We start from the raw sequence: 22,338 nt of genomic DNA, 5'->3' as shown, positions 1-22,338 counted from the left end.
TTCTTCCCTAATTTGAAGGTTTGCTATGATTACTGAAGCTATTTATAAGAGAACATAGCAACAACTGCCTGCATCCATTGTTTTGGCTGTTCTAAACTTGCAAGATGACCCGCATCTGGGATAAGCACTAATTTGCTGTGTTTAGCTAGCTTATGCATATTCTCGCTTTGTTGCGGTGAAATCAGTACGTCTTTCTCGCCAGATAAAATGAGAATGGGTATAGGAGAATTAGTGAGTATATCTGACGTATCAGGGCGTAGCGCCATACCGCGTAATGCTGAAGCAATGGCCATTTTATCTTGCCTCTCTAGAATGTGCTTTAAAAACAGTTTTGTTTTTTCAGAGGCAGTAGGAGAAAGTGCCTTAGACATAAAGCCATTGATTAAATTCTCCGTACCATGCTCTAAGACATCTTTAGCCGTGGCTTCACGATTGGCTTTTGCCTCTAGACTGTCGGCAATGGATTGGGTATTAGATAGAATTAACCCTTCTACTTTTTCGGGAAAGGATGCAAGAAAAGCAAGCGTAATATATCCTCCCATTGATTCACCACCAATGACTGCCTGTTGAATCTGGAGATGATTAAGTAATTCATTTACTTCACGCGCGTAATCGACCATCGTAATGGCTTGCCCATTTGCAGAAGAAGACTGGCCAAATCCCCATAAATCTAGACTTATAATTCGCAACCCATTACTGCCTTGCAGAGCATCTTCCAGGTCTTGGGTAGCCAGTTCCCATAGCCGCCTGTCAGTAGGAAAAGCGTGTATAAGCACAATGGGTCTACCCTGCCCTATATCCGTGTAGCCAATAAATCGATTATCACTGGTTTGAAATGTGCGAGCGTAAGCAGCTGGCCCTAAAATAAAAATCGCTAATAAAATTATAATTCTAATTTGGGAAATCAGGTTGTACATGGTTAATTCCTTTTATCAAACCGTCGTTAAAGAATAATCAAGGCATCTAAAATTTAAGCATAAGCTCTGTATTCATTATCACTGTTACTATAATTTGTATCAAAATTAAAAATATTAAACGAGGTATTTTTATCATACATGTCAATTTTTTATTTTTGTTTTAAGTGATGCACCAGGCGAGAAGATTGAATAGTTAATGGTTTTGAATAGCTTAAAGAGTCACGTATGACTTTAAACTTCTAAAGAAAATGGATTAAAGTTTGTTTTAAAGTCGTAATGATCAATGTTGTCTTTTCTCTTTAAATAATTAGTTACTTTATATGTAATAGGAAGTGCACAAAATTCATAAATTACTTTAAGTGCATACATAGTGGCAATTATTTCCCAAAGATTGCCATAAGGCATGGTAAATAAAAAAGCGATGTGGGTGAAAAAAATAGTATCAATGCCAACGCCAACGACTGTACTGGTAATGGCTCGTAACCATAAATGTTTTCCTGAGGTTAATACTTTTAATTTGGCTAAAAGCGTAGAATTAGCAAATTCACCTAAGAAATAACCAATCATTGAGGCAATAAAAACCCGCAACGTTGCTTGATACACGGTGGCATAAGCTGCTTGATCATGCCAGAAAGGTGATGGATTTAGGTATATCGTGCCCCAGGTGCCTATAAAAATAATGGTATTTGCAAGCAGTGCCATCCAGATAATGCGGCGACTGACTTTAAACCCATAAACCTCAGTCAAAATGTCATCAAAAACATAAGTCAATGGAAAAAAGATAAGTCCTGCGGGAAAATTAATAGAAGCAAAGGTTGCAAGCTTAAAGGCAGTCAAATTAGATAAAATAAGCAAAGCGGTAAAAAGAATGCCTACAACAATGACACTTGATTTGGTAGCAGGCGTTGCTTTAGGAAATTTTTTTATTAAATCTAAATTTTTGGTGTGCTCTGCCGTATAAAGGGCTGCAATATGAGCAACATCCTCGCAAGAAAAATGTTCTAACCATGTTTTTTGATAAAGCTCACTAACCGGCCTAGCAAATATTTGTGATTTACCTACCATTTGAATTTTTACATAAACCTTTCCAGTGTCATGATAGCTATCGTCAATAGAAATAATGCGGTAAGAATTAGTCATAGTAAGTATACAAACGTGATTCAACAAGGGCGCCATAATAGCATGCTCTTTGTTTAATTTTAATGCTTCCTGCGCTTGATTAAATGATTACAGTAGTCTATCGAAGCTATCATGTGAGCTTAGATCCTTGGCGATAACAAGAACCTTATCCACTTAGTGCGCGGTATAAGAATAACAAATAAATTTTAAAGGCACATTGCCCCTAAATACGGCGCCAAATTTATTTATTTTTTCTTTTATCAATAACTTATTTGATTACTTTTATCTTGATTATGGAGATTAAAAAACCAGGTTTTCTATTATTATAAAAAAATAAAATACGATGCACTGGATTAATTTTCAGCAGGCGGAGCAGTTTTTACATACTATTTTTAAAACTTTTTATTTACCTAATATTGCCTTAATCCAATTAGTTTAAACTATAATCTTATTGATATATCTTTATACAAAGAGATTACGGTTATTACTATGTCTGATTATGAAAAAAAACTTAATTCCGGAAAAACTATCGAAGAGCTAATACTCGAAGGCAATGTGCCTGAGATAAATATATTATCGAAAATAAAAGCAACACTTAAGACAATAAAAGACATTGAGAAAAAATATGGTATATCTTTGTTTCCTGCCGCACTAGCTGAGAAAGATCTAGATGATTTATATGACTTAAGAAGTATTCGTATATCAGATATTATTGACTTATTACAAAATTTAAATGATAAAATAGAATACAATTCGTTGGAGCAAGACGAAATTGCAAAAAAGCTGACCACTCTACAAGATATGCAGAAAAATTTACAAGATGAACGCACAGATATAGGTAAAAAAAGAGACGCTAAGTTTTTGCGAATAACAGACATCCAAATGGAAATTGAAAAACTTGCTTCGCCCCATCCTTTTCCAGCAGTACCAAGTGGCTTAGATAGGTTTTTAGCTGATAAGAATCCTGGTTTCTTTAAATCTATTGCTATGAGTTTGTTAAATAGTTTTTGGCCCATTAATGACAGTAAAAAGAAATGCATTGAATATGATTCAGCTAATGAAAATAACATGCGCAAGTCTTCATTAGAAGCTCAAAAAACTTCTTTAGAAGAAGAAAGGGTAAGTTTACTAGCTCGTGATAGTTCTCTAAAGGATAGAACTAAAAAGCTAGGCAATGAAATCTCAAGTCAACAAGCTGCATCAATTAAGAATAAACCGCTTATTTCGGCGCTTGAAAGTTCAGTTGATACTTTAAAAGAAAATCTAGCTGATTTATTAAGTGCTAAGAGCACAGATGAAAAATCACAACTAAATCAAGCCTTAGATGCTTGCCTTTCAGGAGAACATGAAGAAGAACATGAATATATTGGTGTATTTCGTATGGACTAATAGCACTAGAATATGCTTATCAAGAGCGCCATGATTATCAAAAAAATAATCCAAAGATTGATTAAACACTGATTTTTAACACATCCGTTGCATGCGAAAATAACTCACTTTCACACACTATTCTAGCCCCCTGCTTTTCATAAAAGCGATTCAAACTAGGCTTTAAAGTATCCAGCAAAATTAACGTCGCACCTGCTTGCTTTGCTAGCTGTTTTGCCTCATCAATGATTTGTTTACCAAACCCAAAACCCCGGTAATTTTTATCCACATAGACATACATTAATTCACGTGCATGGATAGGACAATCTGTAGCTGCAACTAAGTCAGGACTAAATTTGCGCTCTAACAGAGCAAACATAGCGACAGGTTTTTCTGCAAACAACCCAATGTAAACATATTGACTAAGATCACACATTACCCTTGTACGATATTCAACCCCCATATTACGAATATAGCCCCACTCACCTTCCGCCCATTGAGCGGCAAGGGGAACATAATCCATACACTGACTTAAGGGCTTAAACGTAAGCTTATGCTGTTTTAAAGCTGAACTGAAAAGTAACATACTTAATCCTCAATAACTGGCGCTAGTGTAGCTGATTTTGACCTAGTTGACCTGCCTTGGCTGTATTCACAAAGCCTTAAAGAGGCTAACCCAATGATTGCGGCAGCAATGTAATAATAAGCAGGGGAGGTCAAATTACCTGTTTGGTTAACTAGCCACATTAACGCTAACGGTGTTGTCCCACCAAATAATGAAATACCAATATGAAATGCCACCCCAAATCCACTATAGCGATAATGATGCGGAAATAAAGAAATCATATACGCATTTAAGGGTGCAAAAGTCATTGCAATTAAAAGAGACAATAACGCCATGCTCAGTGTAATTAAACTAACTTGACCCGTAGCGAGTAGCAAAAAGATAGGAAGACTTAAACAAATAGTAGCTATTAAGCCAAAACATACCACCTTTAAAAAACCAATTCGGTCAGCTAAGATGGCAAAAAAAGGCTCTAAGACTGCGTCCACCGCCAAGGCAAACGTGATAATCAGAGTGGCTATACTGAGTGACATGTTAAAATAACGATGCAAATAAGTGGCTGTAAAAATATAGGTGCCAAAGGTTAGAACACTCACAAGCCACGCTAACCCTATTACCCCAATAATGGCTAAGGGATTTTCTTTTAAGGCTAGGAGAAACGGAAAGCGCACGTTTCTAGTACGTACCATTTGCATATATTCTGGTGTTTCTTGGACATTAAATCGTAAATAAAAAATAACCAGGCCCGCAATCAATGCCATAGCAAATCCTATTCGCCAGCCCCAATCAGGCATAAAGGAAGCTGTTAACAAGGACGCTGTCAATCCTGCTAAGAGTGAACCGACACTGTAAGCAGAACTTGTTAAACAACCGTAAAATGCTTTGTTGCCTTCTTTAGCATGCTCCACTAAAAAAATAGCAGAACCGGTAAATTCAGAGCTGGCAACAAACCCCTGTATGACTCGAAATAAGGTAATGAGAATAGGTGCGGCCAAGCCAATGGCTTCATAGGAAGGCACAAGGCTAATCAGCGCAGTTGGAATAGCCATTGCTAAAATACTAATAGTTAAAGCCCGTTTTCGACCAAAGCGATCACCAATATAACCAAATAATAGTGAGCCAAGTGGTGCTAACAAATACCCTACGGCAAAAATGCCAAATGCACTCAAAAGAGCGGCAAATCTGTCATCATTAGGAAAATAAGTTGTTGCAATAATTGGTGCAAAATAGCCAAAAAGAGCAAAGTCATACCATTGTAAAACAGTACCTAAAACACCTGCGTAAAGTGCTTTATTTGGAGAAGATAAATGCATGGCTTAATCCTAGTAAAAATCCCTACGATGTAATTTAATGAGCTAAAAAGTTTTGATTAACATATTCAAAAAGCTGTTTTACTTCATCTGCAGTAAAGAAATCTGCTAACACGATAGTATATTTATTTTTAAGAATTTCACCAAATATATGAAAATTTTTTTCAAAATAAATTGATTCTAAATAATCAACCATATTTTGTTTAAAACTAGAATCAGTTTGCTTGCTTTTCTTAAATTGATTTAAATCAATAATTTTTTCATGTTTAGTACACGCTTCTTCTACAATAGCTCTCTCTTTACTCATCATATACTTATAAAGTGTTTCAATTTTTTTAACAGCAATTGCATCAATTTTTAAGTATTGAATAATGGTCTTAAGAAAATAGAGTTCTTTATAATGATGAGTGTGTTTAAAAACATATTCTTGATACCAATGTGAGTTTAAAGCAGTAGACGCCGCAATTAAAACCGAGTCTACAGACAAATCACACATAGTCTGTTTAGTTTTGCTCTTATTTCGCCATATTAATTCCAAACCTTTGGCCAAGGCTATGACTAAATCGTCGACTAAAACCTCATCTTCTGCCTGAAATAAATAGTCAGGGTATAGCTGTTTAACATGGATCACCCAACTATTGAACAAGGATTTAACCATCCCTTTTACTTTAAAAATTACAGCTGACTCAAAAACAGCTTGATAATAAATAGAATTTTTGTCTATTTCTAAACCCTCTTCTTTTTTTTGTGCCTTAAGCTCAACATCGAAATAATATAACCAGAACTAGGGCCTAAACCCGGGTTTCACTTCGTTTCACCCAGGCTACATCGTTTTGATCACTTATTCTATCTACGCAACAATGCCTTCCCGTGTAGACGGGAATCCATACCGAACATTGGCCTGATGGCAATAAATATTAATATCAAGGGACAGTTTCTCTAAACGGATTAATAAGGCTTATATGGCAAAATTGATATTATTGTCAAAGGGAATCTGTATTTAAATTAAAAAATAGAGCAGCATTTAATCTTCAGAGCCTAAGACCTCTTTCCTCGTCTAATTCTTTAAATTCCTTAAAATTATGAATATTACTCCCATCGCTTTTAAGCCCGCAGCCTTTTTCGCCCATGGCATAAGTTTTAGTATGAGCATCTGCAAATGCTTCTTGCACTAATTGCGCTGTCTTACTTTCTTCTTTAGCGTGCCAAACATTCACGCCACTAGGATCGGCAAAAGGCGATGTTTTTTCTTTGGCATGAATAGCATAATGCCTTAATACATCAATATTTCCTACCTGATAAGCATCCAACACTTTTTGTAAAACAAAAATTTTATTATCCCGTAAGCCATCTTGATGATATAACCTAAGACGTGCATTTCGCTGCATTCTTAATTCAGCTAATTGCAATTCAATCCTGCCACTAATGTCTGGATCAGGCATAAACTTGCTTAAGCGCTTGCTATTTGAAAATTCAACCTTATGCGCTAAATCTGGATCAGTAGCTAATTCGGCTTGTACTTCTGCTGGCTTCCCCTGCTTTAGGAGCCCTAATTTTGGCAGAAAAACTAACTCACTGGCAGGCACACAATCACTTTCTCGAACCCAACATCCTAAGTCATTACTTAATTTCTGTTGAGCCTTATGGCGATTAACCTGAGCCGTACTAACATCATGACCAACAAAAAAATCAGTTCCCCAAAAAACACGTACTCCATCATGAGAATCTACGAACTCTTTTGCTAAATGGATAGGATTTGCTGCATCTGTTGTAGCCGTTGTCTTATCATATTGCCTGGCATGGCTAAAAAAAACATCTAAGCGGCCCTCTGCATCTCTGCCTGTAATCGCCAGACCCATACAACCAATTAAGCCTGCTGTCCACAACATGTCTATATCTTTATGTTCTATATCTCTTATGATTACCCCAGGCCCTTCACCTGGGTTGTTACCGTTTAAGCCAACCGTACCTAATACGGCTGTTTCATACCAGGCATCAGGTCCAACCCTACTACTATCAGCACCTAAATTAACATCTTCACCCCAATGCCTGCCACATTGGCGCAATTGCCTAATTCTGTCGTGTACATCAGATTCTCGGCTAGCCATGATCTGCTTTCTATTCCAATGAAATTATAAAGAGTATAGTTCATTAGTTAAGCTTAACGAGTAGAAGGATATTCACTATCTATACATTTTGCATTAGTCAATTTTTTTATCTAAATCATGGGTGTTATAAGGTAAATTTTCTTCAGTATGAATTTGCGCTTTAAGGTCTTGCATTCGTCCCATTTTAAAAAATAATTCAGCGGTTAAATAGAGTGGCGCGGTGAGTGTTGACCAAAAATTATCAACCAATGCTGGGCGCTTACCTTCAATAACATGGCCAATTAACTGTAAAACCCAACCTAAAACAAAAAAAACAACAAAAGTCCATAATGCCTCTTTGGTAGGCCCAGACCACCCTATCAAATCCGCAATCCATACCATGAAAATAAAAATCGGCGTTACGATAAGACCCAAACGCCAGTTTAAAATAACATAGTAAATAAGAATAAAGGCCGTGAGGACATCAGATATTCTAATATCCATAACCCCTGGAACGACGATATGAAAAAAGCTAAAAAAAATCATCAAGGAAAAAATGATAAGCGGTACACCGATAATATGAGTATAAAAAGTAATAGGCTTTTGATGATATTCGGCATAAAACTGAGCTTGCTCAATAAATGATTTCATTTTTGATCATCCTGAAAATAGAAATTAACTAATAGCTTAATGTACAGTAAGAATTAGTTTAGGCCTTAGCGCTTAAAATAAATAGTATAATAAATTATCCTTTAATAAACTATTTACTTAGCGTCATTTATAACCAAATCACAGGATATTTTAAACCGGCTTGTCAGAAGTCTCAGAGGTATTGCGATAGCTGGTAGTATGCAAGACATTGCCATGGGCAAAGTGACTTTTTTGACTAGGCTAAAGAGCGCATGCATGAAAATAAACCATCAATAATTTTTAAAATGAGGCGTGATGTCTTCATTTTTGGACTCTTTTTCTTCATTTAGTGATGCCCAAATGCTAAATTTTGGGAGTATCGCTTTAAGCTCCTCATGAAGCCTGGTTTTTTTATCATGCACGGTTTTCCGATCGACAATTGCCATTTTTACATCCTGTATTTGTTGTGCCTGCTCCTCATTTTCAGGTAAATTAACAGGTAATTGGCTAACGATTTTTAGGTAATTACTAAATTCTCTTGCTGGTCGTCCATGTTTAATATACTCATCAGCTATAAGTGGATAGGCCCAAAAATCTTTAAGGTTAAAGTTAAGTTTATCTTTATTTTCCTCAAGTATTGTATGCATTTTGGTAAAATCACCATGCTTTGCATAGGCAAGCATGCGCTCTGCTAGGGATAACTGTTGCGATATTTTAACTAAATCTTTCGTATCGATTATAACATCATGAATAACAGGCTCTAAACCTAATTTCATGGCACAGGCATTCACAGCCCTAATGTTTGCTGGTGAAAAATACGCATGCGTAAAATTAAAAAACTCCTGCAAATTCACTTCGCTATCAGCATTTAGCGTCGCAAATAATTCGTTGGTATATGCGCCAGTATCATGCTTAATAGCGCTCCCTATTTTAAATTGCCAATCACCACTTTCATCTTTAAAAAAGAGAATATTTTCAAATCCCATAGCGTCTAAGATGATGTTTGTCTGTTGGTAAAATTCACGGTAATGATTTAGGAATTCAATCATGGCCTCTTGAAGCTTAGGATCACTGTCTAGACGTTGCAAAATTGCACCAATTCGTTCATCAATGACTTTATAATCCTTCAAATTAAAACCAGATTCAGAGTCATCTTTATGAATAAGTGTTTTATTTGCTTGAGCAAACAACCCTTCATGATGATCGATTAAGTATGGGTCAAGTTCGGCAGGTTCTATTTTAAAATCGAATTTTATTTTGGATTTAAAACAGTTTTCATACGGCACGATGGATAAAGCGGCAGGATAGGTATCTTTGCCAGGTAGCTTAACTGGAAGAGTCAGGTGTTGTTCTCGAATACAGCGTTGTTTTCCATCTTGATCAAAACACATATATAACACAGCATATTTTTTTTCTAGCTCTTTAAGTTCTTGAGCGTTGGGGTTTTGTTTCATTAATTTAATAACATAAGGTGCATCTGGAAATCGATAAAGTAGATGTGTCCCACCTTCTGCAATCCGCGATGCTTTAGTTAAATCAATCGCGCCTGATTTAGTTTTTGGTACTAAATCAAGGTAATTATCCAAAGCCCTAGACATATGGCCTGTATCACTTTCGCCTAATTCAAACTTATCCTGCATAAAAGTAACCCGCTATGTTGCGTAACTTACATTATATATTGAGCAAATAGATTAATTTTTATCCCTCATTAAATTTACATATTATTTGCAGAGGCTTTTAAACGATATGGATTTTTTATTAAAAAAAATATAGATTACCCTGGGTTCGGCAGCAAAGCCATGAATCTAGTCTAGGGATAACTTTTAATCTGAAATTTGAAGGTGGAAAATTGAAGGTTTATTATTTACTTAAGAAATTCTTAAAAAGAAATTTAATTCTCATAACCCTAATGATAAATCTTTTAGGAATGTCTAGTGCACAATCTACCACATCTTGCCAACTCATTTTTGACCCATTAATGACATTTAAAGAAGATTTAGGAACAATTTATTTTCAAAAAGTGACGGAAAACACAATAACACTTGAGTTAGCTAGTAGAATTCCTCCCTTTAGTTTGGATGAATTATACGGTATAACTGATGGGAAAGATCTATGGTTTTTTCGAATTAATGAGCGTATTCCTGTTCCTGACCCAGAAGCCTCCTATTTAATAAGTTGGGTTGAAAAAGATTTACCCTCTCCTGGTATTTATTACCTTGCCTCATTTCAAACTAATAAAAAATCTGAGTTTAATCAAACAATAGATACTATAGGCGATAGCCTCACTTGGGTAAGAAATGGTCGATTTTTACGTTGCCTTATGCGCGATCAAGGCTTGCCTTATGATTTTAAAGGAAGTCACACAGACACCTTTGGCTTTGAGCATGATGGCGAAGGCGGTGATACAACGCAAGATGTATTAAAACGTATTAACCAAATACCTATAACAGATGCTTATTTTTTACTCATTGGCACTAATGATCGAATCCCGCCACAAGAAACAGTCAATAATATTATTCAAATTGCTAAGGGTCTTCATACTAAAAATCGCAACGCAAAAATTTACATCAGCACCCTGTTACCTCGCAGTGATGATTATTTCGAGCGTAATCAAACTGTTAATAAATTATTGCTGCAAAAAAGGCCTATCTGTCCTAAGTGTCAGGTCCTTGATGTAGGTGGTGCTTTTTATGCCTTAGCAGATTGGCAAAAATTACTTCCTGACCGCTTACATCCCAGTTACGAAGGTTATGTAGAGCTTGCTAAAATTATAACGAAACAGCTTAACCGGGCGAATAAACGCCCAGTTCAAACTAGTTATCATTTAGCTTAGACACGCAATGCCTGTTCAACCGTAAGCTTATCATAGTGGAGGCTTGAATTTGTTATTGTCTCTAACATAAATAGATTAAGCTTATTAAAATTAGCGAGTAACTTATTACAGTAGTCTAAGGCATCTTCACTTGTACATCTTACATTAATATTAGAATGCATCATCGAATTTACTAAATTAATAATTGCGCGTTCAGGTACGGTGAAATTAGGTTTATTAACAAGTGATGCGCTTGTCTTATCTTTATCAAAAGTGATTGTATATACTTCAGGAAACAAATACATGACTACTAGACCCATGGCATAGAGATCTTTACTGAAATGATCACCAGAAAAATAAGGATCTTTATACGCTCGAGTTCGGGCAAACATTTTCGCGGATCCTACTTTATGAGCACTACCAAAATCAATTAACTTTAGTGATAATTTTTTTAAATTAAGAACTAAATTTTGACATTTAATATCACCATGCACACGATGATTACGATGTAAAATATTAAGCTCGGCTAAGGCCGCGCTAAGGCACCTTAATCTGTTGCCCAGAGGTATTTGAAGTAACTCATTATCTCGGCTATAAAGATGCAAACCTTTGTCTCGTTGCCATTGAGTTAAAACGCTAGTAGCGCCTTTTCTAGAATAATAAAATGCCGGCCGGCCGAGCAAATGGTTATATTTAACTTCACGAATTGCCTCCTTTTGAGCGTTATCGGGCAATGGTTCTTTCAGCTTTTTAATGCCACAGAATGCTTCATCTGAAGTTAATGAATTAAATCCTTTTTTAACTTTACCAAATCCCCCCTTTTCATATTGTTTATCGTGATCTGTAAAAAAGTGATTCTTATTATCTAATATGATTTCCGAACGCAAAAGGCCTGTTTGCTTTCTACTCTTTTTTATTACTTCAGATTCTGACACCGACGGTAATTTTGCCGTTACTCGTTGAAATGCTTTTTCAAATGAATCTTGATTGAGGAGCTGATGAGTGATAAGGTTTAATGTTACTCGATATAATCGACATATATTGGTGTTAGACAAAGAAAACAAAGTATCTAATTTTTCTCTAGTAATGTAAAAATTAGCGTTTTCAAATAATTTAAATAAACTAAATACATTTAATCCAAATGGATCATAAGTGGGTGTAAGTAAAATTAATTTAATGCATTCATTAAATGACTTTTGGTCGAGCAAATTGGCATCATTTAAATAACTAATGGCTGGATAAATTTGACAACAATCAAGCTCTTTATTTATAAATTTATTTAATAATTCTTGGTTTGTTTTTACTAAAAACCTTCTAGTTAAAATTTCTAGTATTTTTTCGAAATAAAAGACATTATTGTTAAAAACAAAATCGAATGTATTGTTATCAAGCATGTGATTTTCATGCAGTAACTGCAATAAAGACAGTTTATCATATAGAAATGAAAAATCCCGCTGCAAAAGCATAATAATCTTCTCAATCTTCAATTCATAGTTTTCTGCAGCAATTAGAATGGCTAAAATAGGTATCAAAATATACCTAATATTACTTCTACATATTGCTTGAAAGAGTTCTTGTGTAATATCCATATTAGCTTGATTTAGCAAGGAAATCAGATCTGAAATGTAATAAGGTAGTCCAGGTAAATTCAAATATTTTAAACAAATATCATTTAAAATTCTATTGTCATCAAGAGCTTTTAATATTTTTAAAAGCTCAGGTAAATCTTCTTTTTTATTTAAGAGTAAGTCTAGTGCAACTGAGGTTAAATAATTTCGATTATGCAAAAATCTTAAACAATCCTCAGCTGCTTGATAGTAACTAAAAAAAGGATGAGAAAGTAATAATAAAACTTTCTCCAGACCTTCTGAATTTAAATAAATTTGCTCTATTGAAATACTACAAAATAAATTATACAAAACTAACCGTCCCTTTTGGGAAAGACCGTAAATAAGCTCAAAATTAGTTTTATTAATAAGGCCTTTATTATGGAAAGCAGTGTAAATCTCAAAAAAATAATTGTCTTGAAGTTTACTTCTTATTGATTGTATAAGTTGCAAATTACTGTTTGCCGCAGTTATTTCAGGAACCTTGTTTAGCAGAGTAAAAATATCAGAAGCAATTAGCTCATAATTCCCTGGTTTATTTTTATATTCTTCTAGATATTGCCTAAATTTTTGAGCACGTTCATGATTGCCAAGAAGGTATTTGCGTAAATACGTAGTTTCATCATATTCTATTAATAACTGTCGCAACTCATGTAATTTCATTCATCCTCCAAATTCAAATTTCTCGTACTAGCAGCTAACATATCTTTAGCGCATGAAGGAAGCTAAGTAGTTATTATCGGTTCCATTGCCATAATTGAATGGGGCTCTACCGCTTTTCCTTTTAATTTCTTGTAAAGAAAATGCCTAAATTTTACTTCTATTAAGTGATAAAAAAATATAGAAATGACCGTAAGAATAAGAAAAGCAAGTAGCCCCAGCAGATAAGAATGAGCTAGAGGAGGAAATTTGTTTACTAAATAAGGATAATTATTAAATAAGGTTGAATTAACGAGTCCCTGAAAGGAGTAAAATGAATAGCTTATATGCCCTAAATACACAAACAGCCGATTACAAAAAAATCGATAAAGTGTCCCTTTTTGCAAAGACGCTAAGCTTATTATTAATAATAAAATAAGCGGAGTAAGTAGCCAGTTTTCAGTTATAAATTGAAATTCAACGGTATAACCAAGCGTTAAGAATAGATAAATACAGAGAAACGAAATCAGTGTATAAAGCGCTGGCTTTTGTAAGGTATTGCCTCTAGATAACCATAACCCCCCAAGCATACCTAAAATAAACTCAGATAATCTAAAAATAGGTATTGAATAGAAGATAACAAAACTTTGATTGTTGTTAAATAAGATAATTGCTAGCCCAGGTATAGCGGCTAAGAAATAAAAAAGGGTAGCTAAAAAAAATAAATGTCGATTCGATAAGTCTTTAAAGCGATTAATAGCAAAGGGGAAACACACATAAAAAAAAGCTTCAACTGAAATTGACCAACTTCCGTTATCATTCCAATAAGTAAATAATTGCGGTAACCAAGCTTGCAGTAAAAAAAGGTTAATCAGAATAATAAAGATATATCTAATTTCAATATGAGATTGATAGTGCTGCATTGATGAAAAAAGCCAGGGTAGCATCAATAAAGCGGCTAACAAATAAATTGGGTAAATACGAGTTAGGCGGCTAAACGCATAATCATAATAATTCTTTACCCCCTTATTAAAACGATAGCCTAAGACCACGCCTGATAAGATAAAAAAGATACTCATCCCGCAAGCGCCGTGGTTGAAAAACGTTGCAATAGGGCTAGCTGAGCTAACTAAGGGCCAACGCAAATGTATATGAAATAGAAAAACGTAAAAAGCCGCGACAAAGCGCAAACTGGTTAAAGGTAAAATTTCTTGCTGCATGATAATCCATTACTCAAGCATTCCTTGATTTATGCTCATGAATCAATTTTTCAAGCTTAAAAACTTGAAAAATCTAATTATAGAGAAGAGCTTTTTAAATTAAAATGGTGTAGCTTAAGTTTTACAAATTTTGCATCATCGTTTAAGTTTTCGTATGGTAACTCATTTTTTATTTTTTAAACATGTTTTCTATGCTGGCTGCTTTAGTTAGCTGGTTACATTACGGAACTATATTACTGTGCTCACTTTTTGTTAATTGCACCAGAAAATTTAGTGAATAGCGCTATACTATAGAGGAATTTGTTTTTCATAACACAACAAGGAGAGTTAATATGAAAACGACGTTAATCCATTCTGTACTTTTAAGTAGCGCTGTCTTTGCATTTAGCCCTATCATTTTGGCTAATACATCACAAGGCCACAACGCTAGCCGCTGCCAATCTTCTTGCGCAGGCATCCCAAAAGGACAATGCTCATGCGTGACTACTGATGGCATTAAATGTTGCGGTAAAAAAACAGACGGTTTAACTTCAAAACCAAGCTCTAACAACTAAAATGCTATCTGCTTCTCTTTATAGATTATAAAGAGAAGCAATATTCTTTAACGTTTAGCTGTGCACCTATAACTATCAATTAGGTTTCTGCAGGCAATACCCTTAATTTTTGCTTAATAGTCAAAGCGTATAATTATATTATCCCCTAGCTATTATGACTAACCTAGTATGGTATACATTATTCAGCAATGTGAACGTAGTCAAACACCTATCACTACAAGAAGAACCTTTATCGATGATAGGCATTCTACCTTGCAAGCAGGTAGCTGCTTTGAGAGTGTGGTTGATGGTGAAATTGTTACTAAGTCAAAACCCTCTGATGATAAAATAGTCATGGGTTATACTGATAAAGGATTACCCTTTCAGATTGTCGTTGATGGCTTTTTCCTTGGCGCGACACAAAAAACTCATCAATTTATTACCGATTACGTTACGACATTAATCGATGACTACGCCAAGGATTTAGAAATTGGCGATGCTAATGCTAATGAAGTTACTAGTAATTTTATTGATAAAATTTATGAATTAAGGGCGGAATACGCTAGTGATGCTGAATTTACCATGGCTGTGGCTGTTACGTATGAAAAAGACGGCCAGTTGTGGTGTTCGGGTTTTGGTATTGGTGATACAGGCATTGCCATTAAACGTAAAAATAATAATCAAATAGAGCAATTGTCTTTCAATCAGGAAGTAACTTATAATCGCCATGATCCATTTAAAGATGCCTTTGACGGGCCTTGTTCAAATAATATTAACTTAGTTAAAAGTAGAAATAGCCTATTTAATATACCAATTGCAGCTGGTGATGAACTAGTAGGTTATACTTATTTACATGATGGAATAGAATATACTGCTTCAGAACAAGAAACAGCACCATTATACACCGCTTCACCTGAGCCAGATACCGTAAAAAAATTGGCTATCAAGCCAGAATTAATAGACTATTCAAAAAGCCTATATGAAAACCTTATTATACTTAATAATAAAAGGCATCAAGAGCTTTTAGAGTTAGCTAAAAATGAAGGTAAAACAACACGTTTTGGTGATGATGCAGCCTTTGGCCAAATTATTATCCCATCGCCACAGTTACAAAAAAAATTAACTAAAGAAAACTTAGCTGCGCAACGATATTACGGTTTTTTGAATGATTTAAATTACACTAAAGGTTTAATCACTGACTTTCAAATTCACAAAGCAATAGAATCAATCTTAAGACAGGTGCAAGCACTTCGTAAGGAAGGCGCCTCATTTGAGTCATTGTCTAAAGTATTGTCGATGACGAATGACTTACTTTACACAAAACCTGAAGAAAGACCATCTAAGTTAAAGGACTATCAAAGTTTAATAAATAAAGTCCGAGCACGCCCGTCAATAGGTTGGAAAATGTTGGGTGTTAGTATGACAATACTAGGCGCACTCATGATAACAGCAGGGATTTTATGTCTTGTAGGAACATTAGGCTTTGGCGCTGTTGCCGGAGTCGGCTTAATAGTTGGTGGTGGCTTCATGGCAAGTGGAGGTATAAGTATCGGATTCTTTACCGACCGTAAGCTAAAAAATTTAGCGAAGTCTATGGAAAATTTACCGCAACAAATTAAGAGAAAAGAAGCTGTTAATTTATATCGTCGCCAAGCAGAACGAGAACAAATAGAAATGGAACCTTTGCCCTTCGCTCAGGCTGACCAAGAAAAACTTGATAAATATAAGAATAGTTTAAGTCTTCTTACTGAAGAAGTTAAAGCAGCGATTCATGAGCCATCTTCCATACTTACACCGTCAGAAATTTGGGCTCAGGGTTTAAGCGAAATTTACAATGATATGATTACTGATGCTTTTATAGCCTATGGCATTAAGCGCCCTGAGGGCATGGAAGTATACTTTAGTGGTTCTCTAGCACAAAACCAAGCTACTCCCTACAGTGATTTAGATGCGTTTGTGCTTGTTAAAGAAGAGGCAGATATTAACCAAGTTCAAGAGGTTTTTACAGCTATTAATCACTTATGTCAGCGCATTTCCTTAGAAACCGGACAACTAAGACCTGATCCTATGGGAATAAATCCAACGAGTATAATTGGTACAGCTGGCACATTATATAATAAAATACGAGATGGCGATGTTAGTGATCCTAAGATAGCAACAATTGAAATATTAAAATCAAAACCTATTTTTACTGGCCCTACCCCGCTTCGAGAAGAAATAATAACAAAAATTAAAGGCCACTCAGATAGGAAGGACTGGGGAAAATTTGAGCAAGACGTAGAAGGCTTCTGTTCTGCTAAGGAGTTTTATAGGTTAGCTATAGAAGAATTTCCTGCACCTGGCGAGGATGACATAGTTAATGTTAAATCTCATCTCCTACGGCCTATTAATTTTATTCTGATGGGTTTGGCTACTGAATTTAATTTATTTCATGAAGATAAGACACTTTACTCAATCACCGAAATTATAACCGCGTTACGTCAACATAACTTTTTAGCTTTAGAAGACATAGATGCCATAGAGTCTGTATACAATCAAACATTAGACCTAAGGTTGAAGCTACATATTGAGGCAGGCAAAGAGTCTGACGATATTTCTTTATTTGAGCATGTTTCCGCAGAAGAATTAGATATTATGCTGAAAACAGTAGATAAATTCAGAGAAGTAGCCCTTGACCGGCAAAGCAAGCTTGAAAATGTTGATGATGAGCCAATTAAATATTATTCTGCCTCTTTATAACAATTACTCTATTTAAGTAAAGCTCCAGCCAAAGCAGGAGCTAACAGTTCTATTAGCAAATACGTGATGAAGATTCGATTCTTTTGCCTTAGGTTGGGCTTCCTACTGGAGTAATAGATATACCCTCACGTACTTCGTCCTCGTCAGTACTATGGTGTTCAGCTGCAAGTGATGAAGATTTAGACTGATCTTCTATTATTGCTTCCGAGTTAACATCATATTCAACTGGCGGACTAACATTAAGACCTTGAACCAGGCTAATTGGGCCTTTATTATTAGAAGCCGAAGGTATAGTGCTTACCGGCGGCATATAATCCTCAGGATGAGTAGGCCGCCTATAAATTTGTACAGCCTTTGCCACACCTGCGGTAAGTAATGTTACGCTCAAACCAATGGCCGCGCCAATCGCAGTTCCTATGCCTGGTAAAACTAAGGTACCCAAAAACGCGCCTATACCGAAGCTACCCAGCGCAGTCATTGCCACACCTGAGATAGGATATTTAGTCACAGCATTATAAATACCGGTAGCAAACAAACTAGCAGACGCACCAACACCGGCACCAATCGCTAATCCTATTAATGTACCTACGCCTGGAAAAACCAGCGTACCTAACAGAGCACCTACGCCAGCACCTAAACCTGCACTGCCTGCTGTGGTAAGCGCTGTTGCTGTTTTAGGATTTTTAAGCACAAAGTTCGCTAAGCCACTCACCGCTAAGCCTGCAGATAATCCAACTCCAGCACCAATTGCTGCTCCTATGGCTGTTCCTATACCTGGGAAAGCCACAGTGCCTAGAATGGCACCAATACCTGCGCCTAAGCCTGCGCTACCGATAGTCGATAAGGCCGTCCCTTTGACTGGATTTTTCTTAAATAATTCAAGAAAACCCAAGCCGGTTAAACTAAGGCCTAAGCCTGTGCCCGTACCAATTGCACCACCGACAACGCCGCCAATCACACTGCCAACACCTGGAATAGGAATTAAAAAGGTACCTAAGAATCCGCCAGCTAGTATGAGAACCGCGGTGGCAGCTGCTTTTAATTTATTTTGGTGCTTAACCCAAAAGCTCTCTGTTTCAACAGGTCCTAAATCAACTAATTTAGGCTCATTAGCTGAAGCCTGCTGTGTTAATAAATTTGTTCTTCGCCTTACAGCCATTTGCCTTAAAGCCTCTACCCTTGCAAGCATTTCTTCTGCCTCGTCACGAGGCATAGTATCATGCTCTGCTTTATGCTCTCCATGTAACTGACAGCGTTTTTCTATAGCTTGATAGTATGTCTTCACTATAAAATTAATCGCATCTTCATCTTCGTTGGATAGATCTATCTCGTTATTATTTAATTTTGCTCTCAGTAGTCTTATAGTTCCGGGCACAGAAAGATGTGAGCCATCTTCGCTATATAAATCAAACTCCTCACGCAAGCCCATAAAGATAAAATCGATAGGTCTAAGTATGTGAGATTTAATGTTGATAGTGGCTAAGCCATTTTCGGGAGCTTTATAATCTTTAATGGCTTTCTTATAAAGATTTATAGGAGTAAAATGTGTTGCTAAGTCGCTTTGTCTAATTTTGTCTTTTAATATATTTCCTAGCTCAAAGTTTCCAAATATAGGAAGTGAAGACATGATTGAACGAGTAGTTACCGGCACATCCGCTACTTCTCCTCCATCCAATAAATCAAATAACGTATCAGGTGTACCGGTAAGAACTCCTGGATTCATGCCAATAGGATCGGGATAGCATTGATTTTTTTCATAAAAAATACGCTGACATAAATTATTTATTCCTTGAAATACGTGTTTCACATCATCAATATCAGCTTCGTCTTCAAGAAGAACAAAGGCATCTAAATCACTAAAAGGGGTAGCTTGAGCTCTTGCCAATGATCCAGCAAAATATACTTCCATGCCTGCAGGGACTGGCCTTCCCAATGCCACAAAAGCATCATTAACTATTAACTTATATAAATTACGAAAATGGTGCTGCCAGTTTTGCCAACCAAGTAAGTTATCTGAATCAGCTTCTAGTTGTCCAAAATTTTTATATCTACCTAATTCTTCAAGATATTTATCAAATTGTTTCCTATCTTTTTCGTTATCGAAAACAATCTTGCCCTCTTCTAAAACAACCTCTTCCTGAATAAACTCATCATATAAACCAGCCATCTCAAATCCTCACAGCTTAAAAAAGCACCTTGTATACAAAATGCATTAAGATTTCCTCCAATTATACAATTTGATTATTAATAGATTATTAAATTGATCATTTTTAGGACAAATTTATTTGTTTTACTTGATAAATTCTGTCATTCCTGTGTAAACGAAAGCCCATGCCTAGCGTTGGCATGGAGTTCCGCCTGCATGGAGATAGCAATGATAAATACGAGCATCACGTACACATACCCTACCGCTCGCCATCTAATAAATGTAGCTCAGGCGCAGGCCCAAAGGGCCGGAACCCGGGTTTCACTTTGTTTCGCCCAGGTTACATACTTGGTTTTCTATGCAACAATGCCCTACTGCACGGAGAAGGCGATAGATAAAGCGTAGCAATTTATGGATAAGCTCGTATAACTCTACACCACTTGCCCTGCAGCCCAGCCTGATGACCAAGCCCATTGAAAATTATAACCGCCTAACCAGCCTGTCACATCTAATACTTCGCCAATAAAATAAAGGCCAGGTACTTTTTTCGCTTCTAACGTTTGGGAGGAAATCTCATTGCAATTAACACCGCCTAAGGTGACTTCGGCAGTTCGATACCCTTCAGTGGCATTAGGCTTTATTGACCAATCTTGTAGGGTTTGGGCGAGGGCCTTTAGTTGCTTATGGTTAAATTGTTTGAGCGGTTTTTCTAACAAAGAAGCGTCATAAAATACATCCACCACCCGCTTAGCAGCATACTTAGCTAAAACCGTCCTTAAAAAACTATCGGGTGAATGGTGTTGCGCTTGTAAGAGGGTCTCGTATAAATCAATTTGCGGTAAAAATTTAACATGAATGGCTTGTCCTGGCAGCCAATACGAAGAAATTTGTAAGACAGCGGGCCCACTTAAACCCCGATGAGTAAAGAGCACATTTTCTTGAAAAGACGTGCTATTACATTGCACTAATGCCTCAATCGCAATGCCGGTAAGTTCCGCTAAATACGCTTTATCCTGTTCATGCAAAGTAAAAGGCACAAGTCCTGCCCGGGTTGGGTAAACATGCAAACCAAATTGGGTAGCCACTTGATAACCAAACGGACTGGCACCTAACGTTGGAATAGATAAACCCCCACTGGCAATTACTAGTGATTGACATTGATAGGTATTATCTTGGCATTTGACAATAAATTGATTATCTTTTTTGGTTATTGCCGTGATATTTTGATTTAACTTAATCGTTACCTGATTTTTTCGACATTCTGCTAATAACATGTCAACGATTAATTGTGACTTCTCTTCACAAAACAATTGGCCCGCTGTTTTTTCATAAAAAGCAATCTTATGACGTTTGACTAATTCAATAAAATCCCACTGGGTATAGCGACTAAGTGCTGACTTACAAAAATGGGGATTATGCGAAATAAATTGCTCAGGACTTGCATAAAGATTAGTAAAATTACAACGTCCACCGCCAGACATGAGGATTTTCTTACCAGGCTTATTGCTTTTATCAAGAATTAAAACGTCTCGACCGCGAGCGCCTGCCTCAATGCCACACATCATTCCGGCAGCCCCAGCGCCAACAATAATTACATCTACTTTACGCATCATTAGGCTAACAACAAACTAATTAAGCAGCATTGTAGCATAAGCTAGTTAAGCGAGCCCATAAATGCGTATTATTTGTACGAAATTCAGATTAAAAAAAGGACAATTTAAATCGTTTAAGCTGCTGTTGCTAAAAGTAAATTAGCTCATTATGATAGGGTACTTTGTCATTCATGAGGCCTTACAATGGATTTAACAGCTCCTCAAATTGAATATTTTCAAGATAATGGTTACCTAGTTATTGATAACTTTTTTCCTCCTACAACCTGCGAAGAGCTTATAGAACGTATTCACTGGCTCTTAGTCAATCAGCAACATGAAATCCCCTTCACTATTTTTTCAACGCAAACCAATGAACATGTTCGTACGGAGTATTTTTTAGACTCAGGTGATAAAATCCATTTCTTTTTTGAGCCTGATTCATTTGATGAGGCAGGCAACATGAAACAGCCTTTAGAAAAATCATTAAATAAAATAGGCCATGCGCTGCATGAACTTGATCCTGTTTTCCGCAAATATTCTTACGATTTGCGGTTAAAAAATATTTGCCATCAATTAGGTTTTCAAAAACCTAGCCTGCTGCAATCCATGTATATTTTTAAACAGCCCAATATTGGCGCTGAAGTTAATTTACATCAGGACAGTAGTTTTTTACACGCTGAAAATAGTGAAATTTTAGGGTTTTGGTTTGCACTTGAAGATGCGACCATTAATAATGGCTGCTTACAAGTTATTCCAAGCCCATGTACCACACCACTTAGTATGCGCATGATTCGTAAGGATAACACGATTTATTTTGAAAATTATCATCGCTTAATCTGGCAAGAAGAAGATTGTACACCGTTAGAAGTAAAACAAGGCAGTGTCATTTTATTGCATGGCCGGCTACCCCATAGAAGTAATGCCAATTTATCAAATCAATCTAGGCATGCCTATACATTACATGTTATTGATGCTGCTTTTCCGTATCCTAGCTCAAATTGGTTACAAAGAGCTCAAGGCCTAGCAGAATGGAATTAAAGCTATAGACATAGCT

At 36.2% G+C, this 22,338-nt stretch carries 17 protein-coding genes; 5 read left to right on the top strand and 12 right to left on the bottom strand.

Translation table 11 applies throughout. The annotated features are described in order from the left end of the window. Nucleotides 1-38: 38 nt before the first annotated feature. Both DYE47_RS04085 and DYE47_RS04080 read right to left on the bottom strand, forming a co-directional pair. Nucleotides 39-917, bottom strand: coding sequence for an alpha/beta fold hydrolase (locus DYE47_RS04085; RefSeq protein WP_115302045.1), 879 nt, complete (start codon nucleotides 915-917; stop codon nucleotides 39-41). Nucleotides 918-1,148: 231 nt separating this feature from the next. After that, nucleotides 1,149-2,057, bottom strand: a complete 909-nt coding sequence (locus DYE47_RS04080) for a queuosine precursor transporter (RefSeq protein WP_242604183.1) — start codon at nucleotides 2,055-2,057, stop codon at nucleotides 1,149-1,151. A 468-nt stretch (nucleotides 2,058-2,525) separates the two neighbouring features. Here DYE47_RS04080 and DYE47_RS04075 point away from each other — a divergent pair, with 468 nt between their 5' ends. Beyond that, entirely contained in the window at nucleotides 2,526-3,425 is a 900-nt protein-coding gene (locus DYE47_RS04075; RefSeq protein WP_115302043.1) for a coiled-coil domain-containing protein, read from the top strand. A 61-nt stretch (nucleotides 3,426-3,486) separates the two neighbouring features. Here the strand turns inward: DYE47_RS04075 and DYE47_RS04070 are convergent, their stop codons facing one another. The 6 genes from DYE47_RS04070 to DYE47_RS04045 all read right to left on the bottom strand — a co-directional run bounded on the left by DYE47_RS04070 (nucleotide 3,487) and on the right by DYE47_RS04045 (nucleotide 9,636). Then, nucleotides 3,487-3,990, bottom strand: a complete 504-nt coding sequence (locus DYE47_RS04070) for a GNAT family N-acetyltransferase (RefSeq protein ID WP_115302042.1) — start codon at nucleotides 3,988-3,990, stop codon at nucleotides 3,487-3,489. A gap of 2 nt (nucleotides 3,991-3,992) precedes the next feature. After that, a complete protein-coding gene (locus DYE47_RS04065) occupies nucleotides 3,993-5,282 on the bottom strand; it encodes an MFS transporter (protein ID WP_115302041.1) in 1,290 nt (429 codons plus the stop codon). A 34-nt stretch (nucleotides 5,283-5,316) separates the two neighbouring features. Continuing rightward, entirely contained in the window at nucleotides 5,317-5,937 is a 621-nt protein-coding gene (locus DYE47_RS04060; protein ID WP_115302040.1) for a hypothetical protein, read from the bottom strand. 373 nt (nucleotides 5,938-6,310) lie between these two features. Continuing rightward, nucleotides 6,311-7,387, bottom strand: a complete 1,077-nt coding sequence (locus DYE47_RS04055; RefSeq protein WP_115302039.1) for a hypothetical protein — start codon at nucleotides 7,385-7,387, stop codon at nucleotides 6,311-6,313. 93 nt (nucleotides 7,388-7,480) lie between these two features. Continuing rightward, entirely contained in the window at nucleotides 7,481-8,017 is a 537-nt protein-coding gene (locus tag DYE47_RS04050; RefSeq protein ID WP_115302038.1) for an Mpo1 family 2-hydroxy fatty acid dioxygenase, read from the bottom strand. Between the two features lie 269 nt (nucleotides 8,018-8,286). After that, nucleotides 8,287-9,636, bottom strand: coding sequence for a hypothetical protein (locus DYE47_RS04045; protein ID WP_242604184.1), 1,350 nt, complete (start codon nucleotides 9,634-9,636; stop codon nucleotides 8,287-8,289). 287 nt (nucleotides 9,637-9,923) lie between these two features. Here DYE47_RS04045 and DYE47_RS04040 point away from each other — a divergent pair, with 287 nt between their 5' ends. Then, nucleotides 9,924-10,829: an SGNH/GDSL hydrolase family protein gene (locus DYE47_RS04040; RefSeq protein WP_160149839.1), complete on the top strand. Its 906-nt coding sequence runs from the start codon at nucleotides 9,924-9,926 to the stop codon at nucleotides 10,827-10,829. Here DYE47_RS04040 and DYE47_RS04035 read toward each other — a convergent pair. Continuing rightward, the gene (locus DYE47_RS04035; protein WP_115302036.1) at nucleotides 10,826-13,078 is read right to left on the bottom strand and encodes a protein kinase domain-containing protein; all 2,253 of its coding nucleotides are present in this window, start codon (nucleotides 13,076-13,078) and stop codon (nucleotides 10,826-10,828) included. The genes DYE47_RS04040 and DYE47_RS04035 overlap by 4 nt on opposite strands. Before the next feature lie 62 nt (nucleotides 13,079-13,140). Then, complete coding sequence (locus DYE47_RS04030) at nucleotides 13,141-14,274, bottom strand: acyltransferase family protein (RefSeq protein WP_115302035.1); 1,134 nt, start codon at nucleotides 14,272-14,274, stop codon at nucleotides 13,141-13,143. Between the two features lie 332 nt (nucleotides 14,275-14,606). Between DYE47_RS04030 and DYE47_RS15935 the strand changes: the two genes are divergently transcribed. Then, on the top strand, nucleotides 14,607-14,828 hold the full coding sequence (locus DYE47_RS15935; RefSeq protein ID WP_131750066.1) for a hypothetical protein: 222 nt from the start codon (nucleotides 14,607-14,609) through the stop codon (nucleotides 14,826-14,828). Between the two features lie 168 nt (nucleotides 14,829-14,996). Continuing rightward, a complete protein-coding gene (locus DYE47_RS04020; protein WP_115302033.1) occupies nucleotides 14,997-17,546 on the top strand; it encodes a deAMPylase SidD family protein in 2,550 nt (849 codons plus the stop codon). A gap of 88 nt (nucleotides 17,547-17,634) precedes the next feature. Here the strand turns inward: DYE47_RS04020 and DYE47_RS04015 are convergent, their stop codons facing one another. After that, complete coding sequence (locus DYE47_RS04015; protein WP_115302032.1) at nucleotides 17,635-19,713, bottom strand: hypothetical protein; 2,079 nt, start codon at nucleotides 19,711-19,713, stop codon at nucleotides 17,635-17,637. A 410-nt stretch (nucleotides 19,714-20,123) separates the two neighbouring features. After that, entirely contained in the window at nucleotides 20,124-21,302 is a 1,179-nt protein-coding gene (locus DYE47_RS04005; RefSeq protein ID WP_115302030.1) for a BaiN/RdsA family NAD(P)/FAD-dependent oxidoreductase, read from the bottom strand. Between the two features lie 186 nt (nucleotides 21,303-21,488). On the opposite strand from DYE47_RS04005, the gene DYE47_RS04000 reads away from it, so the two are divergent. After that, nucleotides 21,489-22,322: a phytanoyl-CoA dioxygenase family protein gene (locus DYE47_RS04000; protein WP_115302029.1), complete on the top strand. Its 834-nt coding sequence runs from the start codon at nucleotides 21,489-21,491 to the stop codon at nucleotides 22,320-22,322. Nucleotides 22,323-22,338 lie beyond the last annotated feature (16 nt).

The organism is Legionella beliardensis (genome assembly GCF_900452395.1).
Classification (GTDB): Bacteria; Pseudomonadota; Gammaproteobacteria; order Legionellales; family Legionellaceae; genus Legionella_C; species Legionella_C beliardensis.
Note: the sequence above shows the minus strand (reverse complement) of the source record. Positions and strands in the feature narration are given on the sequence as shown.